Genomic DNA, 22,034 nt, shown 5'->3' with positions numbered 1-22,034 from the left:
CCGGGGCGTCGCGTCAGCGCCGGCGGGAGCGCTCGGTCGCGTCGTGGACCTCGCCCACGAGCTCCTCGATGATGTCCTCGAGGAAGAGCACGGCTGTCGTCGTGCCCTCGGCGTCGCGCACCCGGGCCAGGTGGCGCCCGGCGCGGCGCATGATCGCCAGCGCGTCCTCGAGGTCGGTCGTCTCCTGAACCGGCACCATCGCGTGGATCCGCTTGGGCGGGATGGGGCGCGCGGCCTTCTCATCCGGGTCGTCGCCGTTCGCGGCGCGGAGGATGTCCTTGAGATGGACGTATCCGACCGGGTCGCCCGCATCGTCGACGATCACGTACCGCGAGTAGCCGTGCTTCGCCACCGCGCGCTCGACCTCGTCGGGCGTGACCTGCTCGGGAAGCGTCACGATCCGCGCGAGCGGCACCGCGACATCCTTCGCCTTCTTGTCGGTGAACTCCACCGCGGCCGCGACCGTGCCGGCGGTGTCGTCGAGGACGCCCTCGCGGCGCGACTGCGCGACGATCGTGGCGACCTCGTCGAGGGTGAAGGTCGATGCGGCCTCGTTCTTCGGCTCGACGCCGAAGAGGCGCAGCACCGCGTTCGCGAGCCAGTTCAGGGCCCAGATCACGGGATGGAAGACCTTCGACACCCACACGAGCGGCGGCGCGAGCAGGAGCACGGCGCGGTCGGGAACCGAGAACGCGATGTTCTTGGCGACCATCTCGCCGAACACGACGTGCAGGTAGGAGACGAACACGAGCGCGATCACGAACGCGATCGTGTCGACGGCCGCCTCGGCCATCCCGGTGAGCCCGAGCGGCACCGCGAGGAGGTGGTGCAGCGCCGGCTCCGAGACGTTCAGGATGAGCAGCGAGCAGATCGTGATGCCCAGCTGCGAGGTCGCGAGCATGAGCGTCGCGTGCTCCATCGCGAACAGCGCGGTGCGCGCCGCGCGCGAGCCCTTCTCGGCGAGCGGCTCGATCTGCGAGCGCCGCGCCGAGATGACGGCGAACTCGGCGCCGACGAAGAAGGCGTTCGCGAGCAGCAGCACCACGAGCCATGCTAGTCCGGCCCAGTCGCTCATCGCCGGCCCTCCTCGTCCTCAGCGCCCTCGGGGAGCGGGTCGGGGGTGAAGCGCACGCGGTCGACGCGGCGCCCGTCCATCCGCTCCACGGTGAGGGTGCCGTCGTCGACGCGCACGGCGTCTCCGACGACGGGCACGCGCTCGAGCACGCTCATGATGAATCCGCCGACCGTGTCGTACGCGTCGTCCTCCGGCACCTCGACGGCTGCGCGGTCGCGCAGCTCGTCGGGGCGGAGCTGACCGGGGAAGGTCACCGAGTCGCGGTGGCGCACGACCCCCGCGGGGCGGCGGTCGTGCTCGTCGGACACCTCGCCGACGATCTCCTCGACGAGGTCCTCGAGGGTCACGACGCCCGCCGTGCCGCCGTACTCGTCGACGACGACGGCCATCTGGTAGCCGCCGACCCGGAGCTCGGCGATGAGGGCGTCGAGGTGCACGGTCTCGGGAACGCGCAGCGGCTCGTTCGCGAGGGCGGCCGCCGGCACGTCGCCTCGCCGCTCGCGCGGAACGCTGACCGCGGCCTTGAGGTGCACGATGCCGACGATGTCGTCCATCGACTCGTCGTACACGGGGAACCGGCTGTGCCCGGTCTGCCGCGCGAGCTGGATCACCTCGTCGGCGGAGTCGCCGGCCGCGACCGCGTGGACGCGCGGCCGCGGCGTCATGACGTCGCCCGCGCTGAGTCGCGCGAACGTGAGGCTCCGGTCGAGCAGGGTCGCGGTGTCCTCCTCGAGGACGCCCGCGAGAGCGGAGCGCCGCACGAGGCTCGAGAGCTCCTCGGCCGAGCGGGCGCCCGAGAGCTCCTCCTTGGGCTCGATGCCCATCGCCCGCAGCACGGCGTTGGCGCTGCCGTTCAGCAGGGCGATCACCGGCCGGAACACGGCGGTGAACGCGATCTGGAACGGCGCGACCACCTTGGCCGTGGCCAGCGGCAGCGCGAGCGCGAAGTTCTTCGGCACGAGCTCGCCCAGGATCATCGAGAGGATGGTCGCGACGGCCATCGCCACGACGGTCGCGATGGGCGCGACGGCCGGCTCGGCGACGCCCCAGCCGATGAGGACCGGCCGCAGCAGGTTCGAGAACGCGGGCTCGAGCGTGTAGCCCGTGAGCAGGGTCGTCAGCGTGATGCCGAGCTGGGCGCTCGACAGGTGCGTCGAGGTGTGCCGCAGCGCGCGGATCGTGAGCGACAGGCGGCTCTCGCCGCGCGACTGGCGCGCCTCGAGCTCGGCGCGGTCGAGGTTCACGAGCGCGAACTCGCTCGCGACGAACAGACCGGTTCCGATCGTCAGGATGAGCCCCACGCCCAGGAAGACGTAATCCATCATTCGTCACCTCCGAGGGGCTCGGAGGGCGGGCAGTGGGGCGATCGTCTGTAACTCGGAGGGTCGTCCATCGTGCCGCTCATGATACGGCACGCCTCTGGACGCGCGTCTCGCTCAGCGTCGTGCCGCCACGCGCTCGCGGTGCGCGCGCAGGTACTGCGGCGGCCACAGCGCGTCGGCCGGCTCGCCGAGCTCGGCCGCCGCACGGAGCGCGAAGTGCGGATCCCGCAGGAACTCGCGACCCGCGAAGACGGCGTCGGCTGCGCCTTCGGCGAGCACCTCCTCGGCCTGCTCTCCCGACGTGATGATCCCCACGGCCGCCGTGGGGAGGCCCGTGAGCTCGCGGATGCGGGCGGCGTGCGGAACCTGGTAGCCCGGTCCCGGCTCGATGCGCTGGTGGCGCACGAGACCCCCGGTGGAGATGTCGAAGAGGTCGGCGCCGGCCTCGTGCGCCCAGGTCGCCGCGGTCGCGACGTCCTCGACCTCGAGCCCGCCCGGGGCCCAGTCCGTCGCGGAGAAGCGCACGAAGACGGGCACGCCGTCGCCCACCTCGGCGCGCACGGCGCGGACGACCTCGAGCAGGAGCCGTGCCCGGCCCTCCGGCGAGCCGCCCCATCCGTCCGTGCGCTGATTCGACAGCGGCGAGAGGAACTCGTGCAGGAGGTAGCCGTGCGCCGCGTGCACCTCGACGACGTCGAAGCCGGCATCGAGGGCGCGCCGGGCGGCGGCGCGGAAGTCCGAGATCACCTGCGCGATGCCCGCCTCGTCGAGCTCCTGCGGGACCGCGTAGCCGTCGAACGCGACCGGAGACGGGGCGACCGTGGGCCATCCGCCCTCCTCGATCGGAACGCTGCCCTCCGCGTCGGCGAACGGCCACCAGGTCGAGCCCTTGCGACCCGCGTGCGCGAGCTGCACGGCCGCGAGCGCGCCCCGCGCGTGGATCGCGGCGACGACCTCGGCCCACGCGTCGCGCTGGGCGTCGTTCCAGATGCCCGCGTCGCGCGGCGAGATCCGGCCCTCGGGCGAGACGGCCGCGGCCTCGCTCATGACCAGGCCCGCGCCGCCCGATGCGAACTGCGCGAGGTGCACGTGGTGCCAGTCGTTCACGACGCCGTCCTCGGCGCTGTACATGCACATCGGCGACACCCACAGGCGGTTGCGGAACGTCGTCTCGCGGACGGTCAGGGGGCTGAACAGCTGGCTCACAGTGCTCCGATCCGGCGGCGCTCGTCGGCGCCGCGCACAGCGCGAGTAGGGTGGCGGCATGCCGGGAGGACACGCATGGCACTCGGATGAGTGGACCGCCCAGGACGCGGTCCGCGTCCTGCGAGTGCCAACCGCAGACGACCACAAGTATTCCCGAGGCGTCGTCGCCCTGCGCACGGGGTCGCTCGCGTACCCGGGCGCGGCGGTGCTCTCGACGGAGGGCGCATGGCGCGCGGGCGTCGGGATGGTCCGGTGGGACGGCCCCGAGGACGTCGCGGGCCTCGTGCTGCAGCGCCGACCCGAGACCGTGCTCGGCGCGGGGCGCGCCGACGCCTGGGTCATCGGCTCCGGTGTGGACGCGCGCGGACGCGGCGAGGATGAGACGCGGCTGCTGCGCGGCATCCTGCGCGACCGGCCGCTGCCCGTCGTCGTCGACGCGGGGGCGCTCGACCTCGCCGCGGAGGCCACGGGCCCGCTCATCGTGACGCCGCACGAGGGGGAGCTGCGCGAGGTGCGCATTCCGCTCGGCTTCGGCATCGACGACGTCGAGGAGGATCCGCTCGCCCCGCGCCTGAGCGGCCCGTTCCGAGAGCGCGTGCTCGTCGTCCGCGAGACCGCGGTCGCGCTCGGCGGCGTCGTGCTCCTCAAGGGCGCCGCGACGATCGTGGCGACGCCGGGAGGATGGTGGACGGTCGTCCGCTCCGGCACGCCCTGGCTCGCGTCGGCGGGCACGGGCGACGTCCTGGCCGGAGCGGCGGGCGCTCTGCTCGCGGGAGCAGCGGCGGCCGCCCGCGTCGCGGGGCGCGAGCTCGACGTCGAGGAGCTCGGCCCGATCGCCGCGACCGCTGCCTGGCTCCATGGGACCGCCGGACGCATCGCCTCCGGCCGCGGCCATCCGATCGCCGCGATCGACGTGGCCGAGGCGCTTCCGGCCGCCTTCGCCGCCGCGCTCGCCGCCTGAGCCGGCGCGGGCGTGTTCGGGGGCGGTTCGGGCTGGTGCGGGGGCTGGTGCGGCGGCCGGGGCGGGGCGGCCGGGCGGAGCCAGCATGTCTCACCAGGGTGGGGATAGGGATGCCGAAAGGGTGTATTTTCGAGACATCCGACCGGGGTGCGGCCAGGGCCCGACGTAGCGTGTCTCACCGGTGCAGGGATTGGCACGCTGAAACCGTGCTTTTTCGAGACATGCGACCGGGCCCGGGCCGGCATGTCTCACCCGGGTAGGGATTGGCACGCCGAAACCGTGCCTTTTCGAGACATGCGACCGGGCCCGGGCCGGCATGTCTCACCCGGGTAGGGATTGGCACGCCGAAACGGTGCCTTTTCGAGACATGCGACCGGGCCCGGGCCGGCATGTCTCACCCGCGTAGGGATTGGCACGCCGAAACGGTGCACTTTCGAGACATGCGCCAGGGCCACGCGCCAAGGCCCGACCCGGCATGTCTCACCCGGGTAGGGATTGGCGCGCCGAAACCGTGCCTTTTCGAGACATGCGCCAGGGCCACGCGCAAGCGCCCGACCCGGCATGTCTCGCCCGGGTAGGGATAGGCACCCCGAATCCGTGCCCTTTCGAGACATGCACGGGGCGGATGGCCGGAGGGGCGGTCCGTAGGATGGGGGCGTGCCGAGGCGGATGCTGCTGTGGATCGCGTTCACGCTCGTGCACGTCTGGGTCGCGGCGGCCGGGTGGTGGATGCCCAACCAGCCGATGGGCGACGTCCACCTCGTGTACGAGCCGTGGTCGGCGCGCGCCCTCGCGGGCAACGGCATCGTCGGCGTCACCGAGGCGTGGGTCTACCCGCAGCTGGCCCTCGCGCCGATGCTGCTCGCACACGCGCTCGCCGGGATCGGCGGATACGACCTCGCGTGGGCGATCCTCGTCACGCTGTGCGACGCGGTCGCCTTCTGGCTCCTCGTCGGAGACGGACGATCACGCGGTCGCCGCACGGCCGCGTGGTTCTGGCTCGGCTTCGCGCTCCTCCTCGGGCCGGTCGGGATGTTCCGGCTCGACGCGATCACGGTGCCGATCGCGATCGTCGGGCTGCTCCTCCTCGCGACGCGGCCGATCGTCGCCTCCGCCCTCCTCACGGCCGCCGCCTGGATCAAGGTGTGGCCGGCTGCGCTCGTGGCCACGGCCGTGGTCGCGATGCGCCGCCGAGGGGCCGTGCTCGTCGGCGCTGCCGTCGCCTCCGCCCTCGTCGTCGCGGTCGTCGTGGTGAGCGGGGGAGCGGCCCACCTGCTCGGATTCGTCACGATGCAGACGGGGCGCGGCCTGCAACTCGAGGCGCCCGTGAGCACGTTCTACCTCTGGGGCGCCGCGCTGCACATCCCGGACTGGTGGATCTTCTACGACCGCGACATCCTCACGTTCCAGGTGACGGGACCGCAGGTCGATGCCGTCATCGCCGCGATGACCCCGCTGCTCGGTGCCGCGGTCGCCGCGATCGCCGTGCTCGGCGTCGTCCAGGCGCGCCGGGGCGCCGCGTACCGCTCGCTCGTGCCGCCGCTCGCGCTGGCCCTCGTTCTCGCGTTCATGGTGTTCAACAAGGTCGGCTCCCCTCAGTTCCACGACTGGCTCATCGCGCCGATCGCGCTGTGGCTCGTCGTCGACCGGCGACGTGCTCGGGGGCCGGCTCTCCTCGCGCTGGCCTGCGCGCTCCTCACCCAGCTCGTGTACCCCCTCCTCTACATGGGGGTCATGCTCGCCGAGCCGTTCGCCGTGTCGGTCCTGACGGCACGCAACGCACTGCTCGTCGTCCTCCTCGTCTGGGCGGTCGCGCGCGTGGCGCGCGTGCCCGTCCGCGTCCGCTCGCGCGCCGTCGCGCTCGCGGAGTCCTGACCGTCCTTCGAAAGGGGAATCCCATGCTCGTCGCCTTCTCCGTCGCTCCCTCGGGAGACGGCAGCGCCGACGGCTCCGTGCACGACGCGGTCGCCGCGGCCGTCAAGGTCGTCCGCGAATCGGGCCTCGCGCACCGCACGACGTCGATGTTCACCGAGATCGAGGGCGAGACCTGGGACGAGGTGATGGATGTCGTGCGCCGCGCGACCGAGGCCGTCATGCCGTTCGGCTCCCGCGTCTCCCTCGTGCTGAAGGCCGACATCCGCCCGGGATACCACGGCGAGATCGACGGCAAGATCGACCGCCTCGAGAGCGCGATCGGAGAGCTGGACTGAGGCTTCCGTGAGAGCGGCGCCGCGCACGGCCCGTAGACTCTCCTGGTGACCACCTCGACCACCACGTCGAGGGGTGCGGCGATGTGGGCGCTCCTCTCGCTCGCCATCGGCGCCTTCGGCATCGGCATGACCGAGTTCGTCTCGATGGGCCTCCTCCCGCGCATCGCGGGCGACCTCCTGCCGGCCGTCCACGCCGCGAGCCCCGAGGACGCCGTCGCGCAGGCGGGCGTGCTGATCAGCCTCTACGCGCTCGGCGTCGTCATCGGAGCGCCGACGATCGCGGCGTTCGTGTCGCGGTTCCCGCGGCACCGCGTGCTCATCGCCCTCGCCCTCGCGCTCCTCGTCTTCAACGCGCTCACCGTCATCATGCCGACGTTCGAGCTCGTCGGCCTCTCGCGCTTCCTGTCGGGGCTGCCGCACGGCGCCTACTTCGGCATGGCCGCCGTCGTCGCGGCCGACCTGTTCGGCCCCGAGAAGCGCGGCCGCGCGATCTCGATCGTCATGAGCGGCCTCATGATCGCGAACGTGGTCGGCGTGCCCGGCGGCACGCTCCTCGGTCAGCAGCTCGGATGGCGCGCAGCCTACGTCGTCGTCGGGGCGGTCTTCCTGCTCGCCCTGCTCATGATCGCCTTCTTCGTGCCCGCGCAGCCCGGTGACGCGGGTCGCACGGTCCGCCACGAGCTCGGCATCTTCCGCATCCCCCAGGTCTGGCTCACGGTCGCGATCGGGTCGATCGGCTTCGGCGCGTTCTTCGCGGTGTACAGCTACGTCGCGACCCTCGTGACCGAGGTCGCCGGGGCAGAGGAGTGGGTCGTGTCGATCGCGCTCGTCGCCATCGGGCTCGGCATGACGATCGGCAACCTGCTCGGCGGCCTGCTCGCCGACATCAGCGTGCGCCGCACCCTCGTCTACGGTCTGCTCGCGCTCGCCGGTGCGTCGGCCCTCGTCGGCGTCGTCGCCCACCTCACCGTCGCGCTCGTCATCGGCCTGTTCGTCTTCGCGACCGTCTCGGCGACCGCCACGCCGACCGTGCAGCTGCGCCTGCTCGATGTCGCGCGCGATCACCAGGCGATCGGCGCCGCCCTCAACCACTCGGCGCTCAATGTCGGCAACAGCCTCGGAGCGGCGCTCGGCGGCGCCGTGATCGCCGCCGGATGGGGATACGTCGCCCCGGTGTGGGTCGGCGTCGTCCTGTCACTCGTCGGGATGGCCATCGCGCTCGTCGCCTTCGCGGCCGAACGGCGCTCCGACGCGCGGATGCTCGCATCCTTCTCCTCGGAGGACACCGGCACCTCGCCCATCCCCACGGTCTGAGCCCGGGCCATCCGCTCGCGGCGCAGGACGCCGCGTAGGGTCGAAGGCGTGACCGACCGATGCACCTGGGTGCGCGACGCCATCCGCCTGCTCGAGGCCGACGCGAACCGCAGCGCCGACACGCACCTGCACGTCTTCCCGCTTCCACCCGAGTGGGGCATCGACCTGTACCTCAAGGACGAGTCCGTGCACCCGACCGGCTCGCTCAAGCACCGCCTCGCGCGATCGCTCATCCTCTACGGGCTCGTGAACGGGCGCATCGACGAGGGGACGACGCTCGTCGAGGCGTCGAGCGGATCGACCGCCGTGTCGGAGGCGTACTTCGCGCGCATGCTCGGGCTCGACTTCGTGACGGTCGTGCCGCGGGCGACGAGCCCCGAGAAGATCGAGCTCATCGAGTTCTACGGAGGGCGCTGCCACTTCGTCGACGTCCCCGGCGACATGTACGCCGAGGCGGAGCGCCTGGCGGCGGAGAGCGGCGGGTACTACCTCGACCAGTTCACGTACGCCGAGCGCGCGACCGACTGGCGCGGCAACAACAACATCGCCGAGAGCGTGTTCGAGCAGCTCGCCGCCGAGCGCTATCCCGTCCCCGCGTGGATCGTCGTGGGCGCGGGAACCGGCGGCACGAGCGCGACGTTCGGCCGCTATGTGCGCTACCGCCGCCATCCGACCCGGATCGCGGTCGTCGACCCGGAGAACTCCGCGTACTACGGCGGATGGCGCACCGGGCGCTCCGACCACACGACGGGCATGCCGAGCCGCATCGAGGGCATCGGGCGCCCGCGCGTCGAGCCGTCGTTCGTGCCTGGAGTGATCGACGAGGTGCTCCCGATCCCCGACGCGGCGTCGCTCGCGGCCATCCGCCTCCTCAGGGAGCGCACGCTGCACTGGGCGGGCGGGTCGACCGGCACCAACCTCGTCGGCGCGTTCCAGCTCATCGCCCGGATGATCGCGGCGGGGGAGCGGGGCGGCGTCGTCACCCTCATCTGCGACGGCGGCGCGCGCTACGCTCACACCTACCACGACGACGCGTGGGTCGCCGCGCAGGGGCACGACCTCGCGCCGCACCGCGAGCGGATGGACCGCTTCCTCGCGACCGGCGTCTGGGACTGACCCGCGCTACGCCGCGAACAGGCGGCCGAGGTGGTGGGCGACGGCCTCGGTCTCGATGAGGAACCCGTCGTGGCCGAAGTCGCTGTGCAGCACCACCGACTCCTGCCCGTCGAGCGTGTTCGGGATGCTCCGCGCGATGCGGTGCTGCCCGTCGACGGGGAAGAGCCGGTCGCTGTCGATCCCCAGCACGAGCGTCGTCGCGGTGACCTCCGACAGGGCCTCCTCGACACCGCCGCGGCCGCGGCCGACGTCGTGCGAGTCCATCGCCTCCACGAGCCGGATGTACGTGTTCGCGTCGAAGCGGCGCGTGAACTTGTTGCCGTGGAAGTCGAGGTACGACTCCACCGCGAAGCGGCCGCCGAAGCCGAGGGGGCTGACGTCGGACTGCCACGACCGCTGGAACCGCTGGTTGAGCTCGGTGGGGCTGCGGTAGTTCAGCAGGGCCATCCGACGGGCGAGCGCGAGACCGCGGTGCGGCCCCTCACCGGGTGCCGCGTCGTAGTAGTCGCCGCCCGCGAACCGGGGATCGATCTCGATCGCCTCGAGCTGAACGGAGTTCAGGGCGATCTGGTCGGCCGTGTTGATCGGGGGCGAGGAGAGGATGGCCAGCCGCTCGACGCGGTCGGGCAGCCCGACGGCCCATTCGAGCGCGTGCATGCCGCCCATCGAGCCGCCGATCACGGCGGCCCAGCGGTCGATGCCCAGGGCGTCGGCGAGTCGGACCTGCGCGGCGACCTGGTCGCGGATGGTGAGATACGGGAAGCGCGAGCCCCAGGCCTCGCCGTCGGGATGGATGCTCGCCGGCCCGGTCGAGCCCTGACATCCGCCGAGGACGTTCGGGGCGATGACGAACCACCGGTCGGTGTCGATCGCGAGACCCGGCCCGACGAGCGCGTCCCACCATCCCGCGGTCGGATGCCCGGGGCCGGCGGGGCCGCGGACATGGCTGTCGCCGGTCAGAGCGTGCAGGATGAGCACCGCGTTGTCGCGGGCGGGGCTCAGCTCGCCCCACGTCTCGTACGCGAGGCGGAACCCTGGCAGCTCCGCGCCGCTCTCGGTCGTGAGCGGTCCGAACGCGGCGAACCGGCGATCCCCCACGGGATCGCCGTCGAGCCACGCTCCCGTCGCGGGCGGACGGCCGGCCATCGAGCGGGCGTCGGCCTCCGTGACGGGAGCAGACGGCACCGTGTCCTCGGAGATCTGCCAGTCCATCCGTCCATTCTCCCGTGCTCTGCGGGGCGCCCCCGCCACTGTTACGCGTCGCCGGATACGGCGGATGCCCCGGGCGCGCGCCCGGGGCATCCATCGTGTTCGCGGGTCAGGCCCGAGCGGCCGCCGCCGTCTCGCGGGCCGCGACGAGCGCCTGCTCGAGGTCGGCCTTGAGGTCGTCGACGTTCTCGAGGCCGATCGACAGGCGCACGAGTCCCGGCGTCACGCCGCTCGTGAGCTGCTGCTCGGGGGTGAGCTGCGAGTGCGTCGTCGATGCGGGGTGGATGACGAGCGAGCGCACGTCGCCGATGTTGGCGAGGTGGCTGAACAGGCCGAGCGAGTTGACGAACGCGCGGCCCGCGTCGACGCCGCCCTTGAGCTCGAACGACAGCACGGCGCCGACGCCCTTCGGCGCATAGCGGTTCGCGTTCGCGTACCACGGCGACGACGGGAGACCCGCGTAGTTGACCGTCGCGACGTCGGGGTGGTTCTCGAGCCACTCCGCGATCTCCTGGGCGTTCTGCACGTGGCGCTCGATCCGCAGCGACAGCGTCTCGATGCCCTGGATGAGCTGCCACGCGCTCTGCGGGGCGATGGCCGAGCCGAGGTCGCGCAGCAGCTGCACGCGCGCCTTGATGATGTACGCGAGCTCGTCGCCCACGGCGGTCGTGTAGCTCGCGCCGTGGTACGACGGGTCGGGTTCGGTGAGACCCGGGAACCTCTCGACGTTCTGCGACCACGCGAAGCGGCCGCCGTCGACGATCGCACCGCCGAGGACCGTGCCGTGCCCGCCGAGGAACTTCGTCGCGGAGTGCACGACGATGTCGGCGCCGTGCTCGAACGGGCGGATGAGGTACGGCGTCGCGATCGTGTTGTCCACGATGAGCGGCACGCCGTTCTCGTGCGCGATGTCGGCGACCGTGCGGATGTCGAGGACGTTGATGGCGGGGTTGCCGATCGTCTCCGCGAAGAACAGCTTCGTGTTCGGGCGGACCGCTGAACGCCACTGCTCGGGGTCGTCCTGGTTCTCGACGAAGGTGACCTCGATGCCCAGCTTGCCGAGCGTGTACTTGAAGAGGTTGTAGGTGCCGCCGTAGATCGAGCTCGAGGACACGATGTGGTCGCCGGCCTGCGCGATGTTGAGCACGGCGAAGGTCTCGGCGGCCTGGCCGCTCGCCACGAGGAGCGCGCCCGTGCCGCCCTCGAGCGCCGCGATGCGCTGCTCGACGACATCCTGCGTCGGGTTCTGCAGGCGCGTGTAGATGTTGCCGAACTCGGCGAGCGCGAAGAGGTTCTTCGCGTGGTCCGCGTCGCGGAACACGTACGAGGTCGTGTTGTAGATCGGCGTCGCACGGGCCCCGGTCACGGGGTCGGGCTGCGCGCCCGCGTGGATCTGCGTGGTCTCGAAGCGCCAGTTCTCGCTCATGCGTGTCTCCTGCTCGAAGGATGGTCGTGGGATCTGCTCGGGGATGCCCGCCTTCGGGCATGACTGCGACAGTACGGAACCCGCGGTGCCCGGGCAACGCACGGGACACGCGGCGTCATATCGCGCGTCGCATGCCGTCGCGGCTCGTCACAGGCCGTCACGGTGCGCCCTCGGTCGGGGACGGCATACTGGACGGATGGCGAACAGGCGTGCGGTCGTGACGGGAGCGAGCTCGGGGATCGGCGCGGCGACGGTGCGCCTGCTGCGCTCGCGCGGATGGGACGTCACGGGCGTGGCCCGGCGGGCCGAGCGCCTCGAGGCGCTCGCCGCGGAGACGGGCGCCGACGTGTTCGCCGCCGACCTCACCCGGCAGGCCGACGTCGACGCCCTGGCCGCGCATCTCGCCGCGAGCGACGGCGTGCACGCGCTCGCGCACGTCGCGGGCGGCGCGCGCGGCACCGACCGTGTCGAGGACGGCGACGCCGACGAGTGGACGTGGATGTTCGAGGCGAACGTCCTGTCCGCGCAGCGGCTCGTGCGGGCTCTGCTGCCGCAGCTGCGCGACGCGGTGCGCGGGGGAGCGGGCCACGCCGACCTGCTCTTCGTCACGTCGACGGCTGCTCAGCGCGCGTATCCCGGTGGCGCCGGCTACAACGCCGCGAAGGCCGGGGAGTCGATGATCGTCGACGCCCTCCGGCTCGAGCTCAACGGCGAGCCGCTGCGCGTGATCGAGATCGCGCCGGGGATGGTGCGCACCGAGGAGTTCTCGCTCACGCGCCTCGGCGGCGACCGGGAGGCGGCGGACGCCGTGTACGCGGGCGTCGACAGCCCGCTCTCCGCCGAGGACGTGGCCGACGTGATCGCGTACGCCCTCGAGGCGCCCGGGCATGTGAACCTCGACCTCGTGACCGTGCGGCCCGTGGCCCAGGCGGCCGCGCATCTCCTGCACCGCGGCCCTCTCGCCGTCCGCGAGAGCTGATCCGCACCATCCGCATGTCTCGTTCTCCCCGGCTTTCCCGTCCGGATGGCGGCGGTTTTCGAGACATGCGGGATGGGTCTGACTTGCATGTCTCGTTCTCCCTGGTTTTCCGGCCCGGGAAGACGCGATGACTGAGACACGATCGAAAGGAACGCCCGTGACCGACACTCCGACCGAGCGCGAAGTCCTCACCTGGGACGGCTTCGGCGCCGCGACGCGCGATCTCGCCCGCACGATCCTCGACAGCGGCTTCGAGCCCGAGGTCGTCGTCGCGATCGCGCGCGGCGGACTCCTCCCCGCCGGCGCCATCGCCTACGGCCTCGGCGCGAAGAACTGCGGCGCCATCAACGTCGAGTTCTACACGGGCATCGGGACCGTCCTCGACGCGCCGGAGGTGCTCCCGCCGGCACTCGACATGGAGTACCTCGACGGGCGCCGCGTGCTCCTCGTCGACGACGTCGCCGACTCGGGGCGGACACTCGCGCTCGCCGTCCAGCTGCTCTCCGACAAGGGCGCCGACGTGCGGTCGGTCACGATCTTCACGAAGCCGTCGACGATCGTCCAGCCCGACTACGCGTGGAAGGACACCGACCTCTGGATCGACTTCCCCTGGTCGGCCAGGGGCACCGTGCGCGAGGAGGACCTCGGCCTCGCCCCGACCGCGTGAGCGCGCTCGACATGGCAGGGCGCTCCCTTCCCGAGCTCGCCGAGGCGGGCCTCATCGACGCCGGCTGGGCGCACGCGCTCGCACCCGTGGCCGCCGACATCGCCGCGCTCGGCGACCGGCTCCGCGCCGAGGTCGCGGCCGGGCGGCCGTATCTGCCCGCGGGGGACCGCGTGCTGCGGGCGTTCCAGCGCCCGCTCGCCGACGTCCGCGTGCTCATCGTCGGGCAGGACCCGTACCCGACCCCGGGCCATCCGATCGGCCTGTCGTTCGCGGTCGAGCGACACGTCCGGCCCATCCCGCGCAGCCTGCAGAACATCTACCGCGAGCTGCAGAGCGACCTCGGCGTCGCGCCCGCGCCCCACGGCGACCTCTCGGCGTGGAGCGACCAGGGCGTCATGCTCCTCAACCGCGTGCTCACGGTGAGCCCCGGTGCGCCCGCGTCGCACCGCGGATGGGGGTGGGAGCGGGTGACCGAGACCGCGATCCGCGCCCTCGCAGAGCGCGGCGGGCCGCTCGTGGCGATCCTGTGGGGGCGTGACGCCGCGAACCTCAAGCCGCTGCTGGGCGGCGTGCCGTCGATCGAGTCGCCCCACCCCTCGCCGCTCTCGGCGAGCCGCGGCTTCTTCGGATCGCGGCCGTTCTCACGAGCGAACGCGCTGCTCGCGCAGCAGGGCGCCGGCCCTGTCGACTGGACGATCCCCGCGTAGTCTGGACGCATGCTCGAGGAGGAATACCAGAAGCGCCGACGCCTTCCGCTGCACCTGCAGCGTCGGCCCGCCCCCGAGCGCCCGTTCTCGTACGAGATCCGCCCCGCCGAGATGCGCGACATCGAGGACATCCGCGAGATCTACAACTACTACGTGACGAACTCGGTCGTGACGTTCGACGAGAAGAAATGGACGCATCGGCAGTGGAAGGAGAAGTTCCTCCACCTGCAGAAGCTCGACCTCCCCTTCCTCGTCGCCGTCGCGCCGACCGGGCAGGTGCTGGGCTATGCGCTCGTGTCGCCGTGGTCGGGCAAGTCGTCGTACCGGTACACGGTCGAGAACTCCATCTACCTCGGGCACGCCGCGACGGGCAAGGGCCTCGGCACCGCGCTCCTGGCCGCCCTCATCGAGGCGTGCGAGGAGAAGGGGCTCCGTCAGATCGTCGCGGTGATCAGCGACAAGGGCGCCGAGGGGTCGCTCGCGCTGCACGAGCGCTTCGGCTTCGAGGAGGTCGGGCGGATGGGCAAGGTCGGCTTCAAGTTCGACCGCTGGCTCGGCACGGTGTACCTCCAGAAGTCGCTCACGCCGAAGCGGAAGCGCGGCGTGCTCTCGCGGGTCTTCGGCTCGGACGACTGACCGTCGTCAGGGCGCGATCGCGGTCCGCGGCGCGACGCTCGCGGGCTGCGCGAGGAGGAGCGCGAGGTGCTCGAGGCCCATCGCGGGCGCGACGAGCCGCTCCCACGGGTACCGCGTCCGCGTGGACGCGAGGAACGCGACCGCCTCGCGCAGGTGGCGGGGCTCGGAGCCGAGCACGCCGGTGATCACGAGCCCGCGGCGGACGACGCGGTCCAGGTCGACAGGGACCGCGGCGGATGTCGCGGCTGCGCGCGCGAGGACGAGCCGGCCGCCGATCGCGAGTGCCGCGAGCGCGCCCGGGGCCGCCTCGGCCGCTCCCGAGAGCTCCCACGCGAGATCCGCCTCGCCCGGGCGATCTCGCGGCGCCACGACCGCCGTCGCCCCGAAGGCGAGCGCGAGCGAGCGGCGCGACGCGTCGGTATCGAGGACGACCACCTCGGACGCCCCGCTCTCGCGGGCGACCGCCGTCGCCGTGAGGCCGAGCATCCCCGCGCCGCAGACGAGGACGCGCAGGCCCGTGAGGTCGCCCGACGCCTCGCGCACGGCCATCGCGGTCGCCGTGGCGCCGCCCGCGGGCGCCGCGACGGCATCGCACAGCTCGTCCGGCACCCGCTCCACGGTCGATCCGGACGGGAGGAGGATGTGCCGGGCGTAGGCGCCCGAGAGCGGCCACGGGCCGTCGATGGGCTCGCGCCCGATCTCGCGCAGCTTGCGGCAGCGCGCGACCCGTCCGTGTCGGCAGCGGTCGCACATCCCGCATCCGACGGATGGGGCCCAGACGACCCGATCGCCCTCGGCCGCCGGTGCGCCGACTCCGGCGGCGACGACGCGTCCGACCGCCTCGTGGCCGAGCACGGCAGCGGGTACGCGGTGCGCGTCCGACGCGGTGCGGCGGTCGTCGCCGCTGACGGTCGCGAGGTCGATCTCGACGACGAGCTCGCCGGGCCGCGGCGCGGGCACCGGCAGCTCCTCGATCCGGATGCCGTCGGCGCCCCGCCACACGGCGGCGAGGGTCGTGGGCGCGGCGCTCACAGCGCGGCCGCGGCGGTCGTCGCGGGGCTGCGGTGCGGTCCGGCTGCGGCGCGCTCGATCGACATGGGGCGAGCCTGACGCGCGCGCGTGAACGGACGGCAAACGGATGGCGACCGCCCCGTGCCGCGCGCGCGTGCGGATGCCCCGTGCCGGGTCAGGCGCGCGGCTGGTCGATCGTCGGGATGGCCGCGAGCAGCCGCCGGGTGTAGTCCTCGCGCGGGAAGAGGAGCACCTGCGGGGTCGGGCCGTGCTCGACGACGCGGCCGTCCTTCATGACGACGACCGTGTCGCAGAGGTTCTGCACGACGCCGATGTCGTGCGAGACGAGCACGAGGGTCATCCGCTCGCGCGCGCGCAGGTCGGCGAGGAGCGCGAGGATCTGCGCCCGCACCGTGACGTCGAGCGCCGACAGCGGCTCGTCGCCCACGAGCGTCTCCGGGCGGTGGACGATGGCCCTGGCGAGGGCGATGCGCTGACGCTGGCCTCCGGAGAACTCGTGCGGGTAGCGGTCGGCCATGTCGGGCTCGAGGCCGACCTGCCCGAGCACCTCGCGGACGCGCGCCGCGCGGTCTCCCGGGATGCCGAGCGCCCACAGCGGCTCCTCGACGATGCGCGCGACCGTCATTCGGGGGTCGAGCGAGGCGTACGGGTCCTGGAAGACGATGCCCGTCGCGCGCCGCAGCCCGTGCAGCGCCCGCGCCGGGGCGCGGGCGTCGACCGGCCGGCCGTCGTACTCCACGGTGCCCGCCGTCGGGACGTCGAGCCCGAGCAGGAGGCGCACGAGCGTGGATTTGCCCGACCCGGACTCTCCGATGATCCCGACGGCCTCGCCGCGGCGGATGTCGAGGTCGGTCGGGTGCAGCGCGACGGTCTCGCGCCGCCGCTCGAAGAGCGTCGTGCGCGGATGGAGGTGCCGCCGCTCGAGCGCGCGCGCTCGCAGGAGGATGTCAGCCACGGCCATCCGCCCCCTTCGCCGAGCCGTCATCTCGCGGGGCGTTCTCCGCGCCCGCGGGTCGCCAGAGCGTCGCGGTCGCGTCGCGCAGGAGGCCCTGCGTGACGGGGTGCTGCGGCGCGGAGAGCAGCCGCGACACGGGCGCATCCTCGACGACGCGGCCGTCCTCGAGCACGACGCCGTGGGTCGCGACCTGCGACAGCACCGCGAGATCGTGCGTGATGAACACGAGCGACATCCCGTCGTCCGCGACGAGCGACAGGAGCAGGCGCAGCACCTCGGCCTGGATCGTGACGTCGAGGGCCGTCGTGGGCTCATCGGCGATCAGCAGCCGCGGGCGGCATGCGAGCGCCATGGCGAGCGCGACCCGCTGGCGCTGCCCGCCCGAGAGCTGATGCGGGTAGCGGGCGACGATGCGCTCGGGGTCGGGCAGCGCGACGCGACGGGCCTCGGCGACGGCGATCTCCGCGGCCTCGCGCCGGGAGACGTCGCGGTGGATGCGCACGGCCTCCGAGATCTGGCGCCCCACGGTGCGGATCGGGTTGAGCGCGGTCTGCGGCTCCTGGAAGACCATGCCGATCTCGTCGCCCCGCAGCCGCGCCATCTCGCGGTCGGGGATGCCGAGGATCTCGGCGCCCTGCCAGCGGACGCTGCCGCTCGCGGTGGCGGCCGCGGGCAGGAGGCCCAGGATCGCGAGCGCCGTGAGCGACTTGCCCGATCCGGACTCGCCGATGAGCCCGAGCCGCGCGCCGTCGGGCACGGCGAACGAGACGTCGTCGACGACGCGGCGACCGCCGATCTCGATCGTGAGACCCGAGACCTCGAGGCTCATGAGACCACCACCGGCTGATGCGCCTGCGGCTTGGCCTCGCCGCGGCGCAGGGTCGGGTCGGTCGCCTCGCGCAGGGCGTCGCCGAGGAGGTTCAGCGCGAGCACGGTGACCGTGATCGCGAGTCCCGGCCACAGCACCGAGAGCGGGTGCAGCGAGATGTAGCGCTGCATGTCGCCGAGGAGCAGGCCCCAGCTCGGCTCGGTGACCGGGGCGCCGAAGCCGAGGTACGACAGCCCCGCCTCCGCCAGCACGGCAGCCGCCATGGACCACGACAGCTGCACGATGAACACCGGCAGCACGTTCGGGAGGAGGTGGCGCGTGAGCGTCTGCGCGGTCGTGAGCCCCGACGCGCGCGCCGCGAGCACGAAGTCGCTGCGCTGCACGCGGCGCAGCTCGGCGCGGGCGACCCGCGCGATGTTCACGCCGAACCCGATGCCGACCGACCACACGACGATCCACAGCGACGCACCCCACACGGCCGACAGCATCATGGCGATGAGGAGCACGGGGAAGGCGATGAGGATGTCGACGAGCACCGCCACGGCCTCGCGCACGGGCCGCGCGGTGAGGGCGCCGAGCGCGGCGAGCAGCACGCCGACGGCCGTCGCCACCGCGCCCGCGCCCGCCGCGACGAGCACGGTCGTGCGCGCGCCGACCATGAGCAGGCTGAGGATGTCGCGCCCGTTCGCGTCGCCGCCGAGGAGGTGCGGCCATCCGGGGCCCGTCCAGCGCGCCGCGAGGTCGACCGTGCGCGGATCGAACGGGGTCCAGAGCAGCGACACGAGGGCGACGATGCCGATCACGGCGACCGCGACGAGGCCGAATCGCCCCGTCCCCGTGCGCCACAGGCGCGAGAGCACGCGCGCGGGTGTCATGCGGCCTCCCTCTGCCGGGGGTCGATCACACGGTGCACGATGTCGACCGCGAACCCGATCGCGAGCACGAAGCCCGTGAGGACGAGCAGCTCGCCCTGCACCTTCACGAGGTCGCGCGCGCCGACATCCGCCACGAGCATCCGCCCGATGCCGGGGAGGTTGAACACCTGCTCGATGACGACAGCGCCGACGACGATGCCGGCGATCTGCAGGCCGAGCACCGTGATGATCGACAGGCCGACCGACGGCAGGCCGTGCCGGACGAGCGCCTGGGTGCGCGTGAGCCCCTTCGCCGCCGCCGTGCGCACGTGATCCTCGCCGACCGCCTGCAGCGTCGCGCTGCGCACGAAGCGGAGGAGGAGCGCGCCCTCGACGACGCCCACCGTGAGGGCGGGCAGCGTGAGCGCTCGCAGCGCGGCGGCCGGGTCGGACCAGCCCGCGCGCGGGAATCCCTGCGCGGGCAGCCAGCCCAGCGTGATCGCGAAGACGACGACGAGCATCATCCCGGCCCAGACGACGGGAACCGCGGCGAGCAGCTGCGCGACGACGCTGATCGAGGTGCCGACGGGGCGCCCGCGGTGGATGGCCGACAGGACGCCGAACGGGACGGCGATCGCGAGGGCGATGGCGAGTGAGAGCACGCCGAGCGGCACCGTCACCTGCGCCTTCGACGCGAGCTCGTCGGCGACCGGGGTGCCGGTCAGGAGCGACCGGCCCAGGTCGCCGCGCAGGATCCCGCCGATCCAGTCGGCGTACTGCACGAGGACGGGCCGGTCGAGGCCGAGGCGCTCGCGGATCGCCGCCACCTGGCCGGGGCGGCCCTCGGTGCCCGCGACGAGCTGCGCCACGTCGCCCGGCAGCACGCGCAGCGTCGCGAAGACGAGCGCGCTCGCGACGAGCAGCCCGAGCGCCAGCAGCGCGAGCCTCGTCAGCGTGTACCGGAGCACCGGCGGAGGGACCTCAGTCGGCCAGCGTCACGGACGCGAGGTCGAGGCGGGAGTTGATCGAGTCGACGGGGAAGCCCGCGACGCCCGGCCCCACCGCGACGATCGTCTCGCCCGTGTAGAGCCAGTCGGCGGCGTGGTCTTCGGCGACGATACGCGCGGCCTGCGCGAGCAGATCGGCGGACTCGTCCGGATCGATCGCGGCGATCGCCTGCGCGTAGAGCTCCTGGACCTCGGCGCTGTCGTGGTGGAAGTAGTAGTCGGGGTTCGCCCACGCTCCGAAGTCGCGCGGCTCGACGTGGTTCACGAAGCTCAGCTGGTAGTCGCCGTTCGTGTAGACGTCCTGCAGCCACGTCGAGAACTCGACGGGGTTCACGGTCAGCTCGACCCCGACGTCGTGGAACGCCGAGACGAGGAACGTCGACGCCGTCGTGCCGTAGAACGCGGGGATCGTGAGCTCGAGCTCGAGATCCTCCTGACCGGCCTCCGCGAGGAGCTGCCGTGCGCGGTCGGGGTCGAAGGGCGCCACGTCGGACAGGTCCTCGTAGCCCGGGTCGAGCTCGGGGATCGGGCCGTACTGGGTCACGCCGGCGCCCACGGCCTCGACGAGGGCGTCGTGGTCGATCGCGAGGCGCAGGGCCTCCCGCACGCGGGCGTCGTCGAGCGGCGCCTCGGCGCTGTTGAACGCGAGCACGTACTTGTCCGTGGTCCGACCGGTCGTGAGCGTGAAGCCGTTCGCGCCGTCGAGCTGCGGCGCGAGCTGGGGGTCGACGGCCGTGAGCACGTCGAGCGAGCCGTCGAGCGCCGCGTTCACGCCCGCGGTGAAGTCCGGGATGTAGCTCGCGACGACCTCGGCCACGCCCGCAGCCTCGCCCCAGTACTCGTCGAAGCGCTCCAGCACGATGCTCTCGCCCTGGTTCCACTCCGCGAGGGTGAACGGGCCGGTGCCGTTCGCGTCGCTCTGGAGGTCGGTCTCGTCGCCCTCGTCGAACACGAGGCCGGCGGGGCCCGTGAGCGTGAAGAGGAGGTTCTGGTTCGGCTCCGTCAGCTCGACGACGACGGTGCGGTCGTCGGGAGCGGTCACGGACTTGACGTTCGCGAGGTCGTCGTGGCCGACGACGGACTCGTCGGAGACGACCTCCTCGAGCGACGCGACGGCATCCTGCGCGGTGAGCTCGCCGCCGTCGTGGAAGACGACCCCCTCCTCGAGCGTGAAGGTGTAGACGAGGCCGTCCTCCGACATCTCCCAGGAGCTCGCGAGCGCGGGCACGATCTCGTTCTCCTGCGTGCGGGTCACGAGGCCCTCGTACACGTTGTCGACGAGGATCTGCTCGAGCGCGGCGCCCGAGGTGCGGCGGATGTCGAGGTTCGTCGGCTCGAGGACGAGGCCCACGCGCAGACTCGCGTCGGGGTTGGGCTCGCCCGCGGGAGCGTCGGAGGGCGACGTCTGCCCGCCGCCGGCGCAGCCGGCGAGGAGCACGGCGGGCACGAGGAGCGCTGCGGCGGACGCCGGGCGCGCGGGGATGCGGATCATGCTGTCTGCCGTCCTTCCGGTGCCGCGCCCGCCGAGGCGGCGAGACGCGCGATGAGGGATGCGAGGTCGGCGAAGGCGACCTCCTGCACGTTGTGAGGGGCGTCGAGCGCGACGACGTCGGCGCCCGTGCGCCGGGCGAACTCGTCGGCGTCACCTGACGTGACGAACCCGGTGGTGCCGCGCACGAGGGCGATCGGGGCGGTCACGCCGGCGAGGTCCTCCCACCCGCTCTCGGGCGCAGCGGCGGGGGAGGGCGTCCCCGAGGACATGAGCTGGGCGAAGTGGTGGCGCCACTCCACCCGGCCGTCCTCGCGCACGCGGGAGTTGAGGAGGACGCCCCGCTCGGCCTGCGCGCGCGAGCCGCCGAGGCCGAACGCGAGCGCGCGCTCGATGAGCTCGTCGCGAGACGCGAAGACCGTCTCCTCGTAGAAGCGGCGGAGCATCGCCGGCCCGGCCGAGGTGTCGACGCCCGGCGTGATGTCGACGATGGCGAGGCGCGCGATGAGGTCGGGCCGTCGCGACGCCACAGCGGCCGCGGTGAGCCCGCCGAGGGACTGCCCGACGAGGACGACGGGAGCGTCCGCCCACGCCTCGATGCCGCGCACGACGTCATCGGCGATCGTGCGGGCGCGGTAGTCCGCGTCGGCACGCCACGACGAGTGCCCGTGGCCGGGAAGGTCGATCGCGAGCGCGGGGAGGCCGAGCGCGATCACGGTCTGGTCCCACGTGTGGGCGTTGAGGCCGGCCCCGTGGAGGAGCACGATCCTCGGACGTCCCTCGCCGTACGCGAGAGCGCTGAGAGCGCGTCCGTCGGGAAGGATGAGACGCTCGCGTCGGCCGATCGGGGCGGGGCGCCCCTGAGCGGCGGCCTGCTCCGGCAGGAACGAGAACTCGTCGAACGCGTCGTCGGCGGGGGATGCCGCGTTCGCGGGGGCGATGCTCACAGGACTCCTCGATGGGGACGCCGAGCGGGACGCACGGGAGGGCTCCCGACGCCTCCATTCTGGCGAGGTCGAGGCCCGCCCGGGAAATCGCGG

At 72.9% G+C, this 22,034-nt stretch carries 21 protein-coding genes; 9 read left to right on the top strand and 12 right to left on the bottom strand.

Going from position 1 to position 22,034, the window contains the following annotated elements:
- Nucleotides 1-13: 13 nt before the first annotated feature.
- The 3 genes from ACWXWW_RS00930 to ACWXWW_RS00920 form a co-directional block, all read right to left on the bottom strand.
- The gene (locus ACWXWW_RS00930) at nt 14-1,075 is read right to left on the bottom strand and encodes a hemolysin family protein (RefSeq protein WP_271172291.1); all 1,062 of its coding nucleotides are present in this window, start codon (nt 1,073-1,075) and stop codon (nt 14-16) included.
- Complete coding sequence (locus ACWXWW_RS00925; protein WP_271172290.1) at nt 1,072-2,397, bottom strand: hemolysin family protein; 1,326 nt, start codon at nt 2,395-2,397, stop codon at nt 1,072-1,074. The genes ACWXWW_RS00930 and ACWXWW_RS00925 overlap by 4 nt, the downstream gene beginning before the upstream one ends.
- A gap of 114 nt (nt 2,398-2,511) precedes the next feature.
- Nucleotides 2,512-3,603 (bottom strand): NADH:flavin oxidoreductase/NADH oxidase, encoded by a 1,092-nt coding sequence (locus ACWXWW_RS00920; protein WP_421075596.1) that lies wholly within the window; start codon nt 3,601-3,603, stop codon nt 2,512-2,514.
- 58 nt (nt 3,604-3,661) lie between these two features.
- Here ACWXWW_RS00920 and ACWXWW_RS00915 point away from each other — a divergent pair, with 58 nt between their 5' ends.
- From ACWXWW_RS00915 to cds1, 5 genes are all read left to right on the top strand, one after another.
- Nucleotides 3,662-4,564 carry an ADP-dependent NAD(P)H-hydrate dehydratase gene (locus ACWXWW_RS00915; protein WP_282978162.1) on the top strand — a complete coding sequence of 301 codons (903 nt, stop codon included), beginning with the start codon at nt 3,662-3,664 and terminating at the stop codon, nt 4,562-4,564.
- Nucleotides 4,565-5,221: 657 nt separating this feature from the next.
- Nucleotides 5,222-6,439, top strand: a complete 1,218-nt coding sequence (locus tag ACWXWW_RS00910) for a hypothetical protein (RefSeq protein WP_455968239.1) — start codon at nt 5,222-5,224, stop codon at nt 6,437-6,439.
- A gap of 23 nt (nt 6,440-6,462) precedes the next feature.
- Entirely contained in the window at nt 6,463-6,774 is a 312-nt protein-coding gene (locus ACWXWW_RS00905) for a thiamine-binding protein (protein ID WP_455968238.1), read from the top strand.
- 81 nt (nt 6,775-6,855) lie between these two features.
- Nucleotides 6,856-8,088: an MFS transporter gene (locus tag ACWXWW_RS00900; RefSeq protein ID WP_282978263.1), complete on the top strand. Its 1,233-nt coding sequence runs from the start codon at nt 6,856-6,858 to the stop codon at nt 8,086-8,088.
- Nucleotides 8,089-8,136: 48 nt separating this feature from the next.
- The gene (gene cds1 / locus ACWXWW_RS00895) at nt 8,137-9,204 is read left to right on the top strand and encodes an L-cysteine desulfhydrase Cds1 (protein ID WP_455968236.1); all 1,068 of its coding nucleotides are present in this window, start codon (nt 8,137-8,139) and stop codon (nt 9,202-9,204) included.
- A 6-nt stretch (nt 9,205-9,210) separates the two neighbouring features.
- On the opposite strand, the gene metX is transcribed toward cds1, so the two are convergent.
- Together metX and ACWXWW_RS00885 are read right to left on the bottom strand one after the other, a co-directional pair.
- On the bottom strand, nt 9,211-10,416 hold the full coding sequence (gene metX / locus ACWXWW_RS00890; RefSeq protein ID WP_271172284.1) for a homoserine O-acetyltransferase MetX: 1,206 nt from the start codon (nt 10,414-10,416) through the stop codon (nt 9,211-9,213).
- Between the two features lie 106 nt (nt 10,417-10,522).
- A complete protein-coding gene (locus tag ACWXWW_RS00885; protein ID WP_374727723.1) occupies nt 10,523-11,839 on the bottom strand; it encodes a bifunctional o-acetylhomoserine/o-acetylserine sulfhydrylase in 1,317 nt (438 codons plus the stop codon).
- Nucleotides 11,840-12,035: 196 nt separating this feature from the next.
- Here ACWXWW_RS00885 and ACWXWW_RS00880 point away from each other — a divergent pair, with 196 nt between their 5' ends.
- From ACWXWW_RS00880 to ACWXWW_RS00865, 4 genes are all read left to right on the top strand, one after another.
- Nucleotides 12,036-12,818: an SDR family oxidoreductase gene (locus ACWXWW_RS00880; protein ID WP_455968235.1), complete on the top strand. Its 783-nt coding sequence runs from the start codon at nt 12,036-12,038 to the stop codon at nt 12,816-12,818.
- A gap of 127 nt (nt 12,819-12,945) precedes the next feature.
- On the top strand, nt 12,946-13,485 hold the full coding sequence (locus ACWXWW_RS00875) for a phosphoribosyltransferase (protein WP_455968234.1): 540 nt from the start codon (nt 12,946-12,948) through the stop codon (nt 13,483-13,485).
- A gap of 11 nt (nt 13,486-13,496) precedes the next feature.
- Complete coding sequence (locus ACWXWW_RS00870) at nt 13,497-14,192, top strand: uracil-DNA glycosylase (protein WP_282978261.1); 696 nt, start codon at nt 13,497-13,499, stop codon at nt 14,190-14,192.
- Nucleotides 14,193-14,201: 9 nt separating this feature from the next.
- Nucleotides 14,202-14,828 (top strand): GNAT family N-acetyltransferase, encoded by a 627-nt coding sequence (locus ACWXWW_RS00865; protein ID WP_271172281.1) that lies wholly within the window; start codon nt 14,202-14,204, stop codon nt 14,826-14,828.
- Between the two features lie 6 nt (nt 14,829-14,834).
- Here ACWXWW_RS00865 and ACWXWW_RS00860 read toward each other — a convergent pair whose 3' ends face one another.
- The 7 genes from ACWXWW_RS00860 to ACWXWW_RS00830 form a co-directional block, all read right to left on the bottom strand.
- Nucleotides 14,835-15,860 (bottom strand): alcohol dehydrogenase catalytic domain-containing protein, encoded by a 1,026-nt coding sequence (locus tag ACWXWW_RS00860; RefSeq protein WP_455968233.1) that lies wholly within the window; start codon nt 15,858-15,860, stop codon nt 14,835-14,837.
- A gap of 154 nt (nt 15,861-16,014) precedes the next feature.
- Nucleotides 16,015-16,821, bottom strand: coding sequence for an ATP-binding cassette domain-containing protein (locus ACWXWW_RS00855; RefSeq protein ID WP_455968231.1), 807 nt, complete (start codon nt 16,819-16,821; stop codon nt 16,015-16,017).
- Complete coding sequence (locus ACWXWW_RS00850; protein WP_455968229.1) at nt 16,808-17,644, bottom strand: ABC transporter ATP-binding protein; 837 nt, start codon at nt 17,642-17,644, stop codon at nt 16,808-16,810. Before ACWXWW_RS00850 ends, ACWXWW_RS00855 begins: the two co-directional genes overlap by 14 nt.
- Complete coding sequence (locus ACWXWW_RS00845) at nt 17,641-18,519, bottom strand: ABC transporter permease (protein WP_282978150.1); 879 nt, start codon at nt 18,517-18,519, stop codon at nt 17,641-17,643. The genes ACWXWW_RS00850 and ACWXWW_RS00845 overlap by 4 nt, the downstream gene beginning before the upstream one ends.
- On the bottom strand, nt 18,516-19,466 hold the full coding sequence (locus tag ACWXWW_RS00840; RefSeq protein ID WP_455968228.1) for an ABC transporter permease: 951 nt from the start codon (nt 19,464-19,466) through the stop codon (nt 18,516-18,518). Before ACWXWW_RS00840 ends, ACWXWW_RS00845 begins: the two co-directional genes overlap by 4 nt.
- Nucleotides 19,467-19,479: 13 nt before the next feature.
- A complete protein-coding gene (locus ACWXWW_RS00835) occupies nt 19,480-20,997 on the bottom strand; it encodes an ABC transporter substrate-binding protein (protein ID WP_455968227.1) in 1,518 nt (505 codons plus the stop codon).
- Nucleotides 20,994-21,941, bottom strand: a complete 948-nt coding sequence (locus ACWXWW_RS00830; RefSeq protein WP_455968226.1) for an alpha/beta fold hydrolase — start codon at nt 21,939-21,941, stop codon at nt 20,994-20,996. The genes ACWXWW_RS00835 and ACWXWW_RS00830 overlap by 4 nt, the downstream gene beginning before the upstream one ends.
- Nucleotides 21,942-22,034: the final 93 nt, after the last annotated feature.

The sequence above is a fragment of the Microbacterium sp. KNMS genome (genome assembly GCF_053851835.1).
Note: the sequence above shows the minus strand (reverse complement) of the source record. Positions and strands in the feature narration are given on the sequence as shown.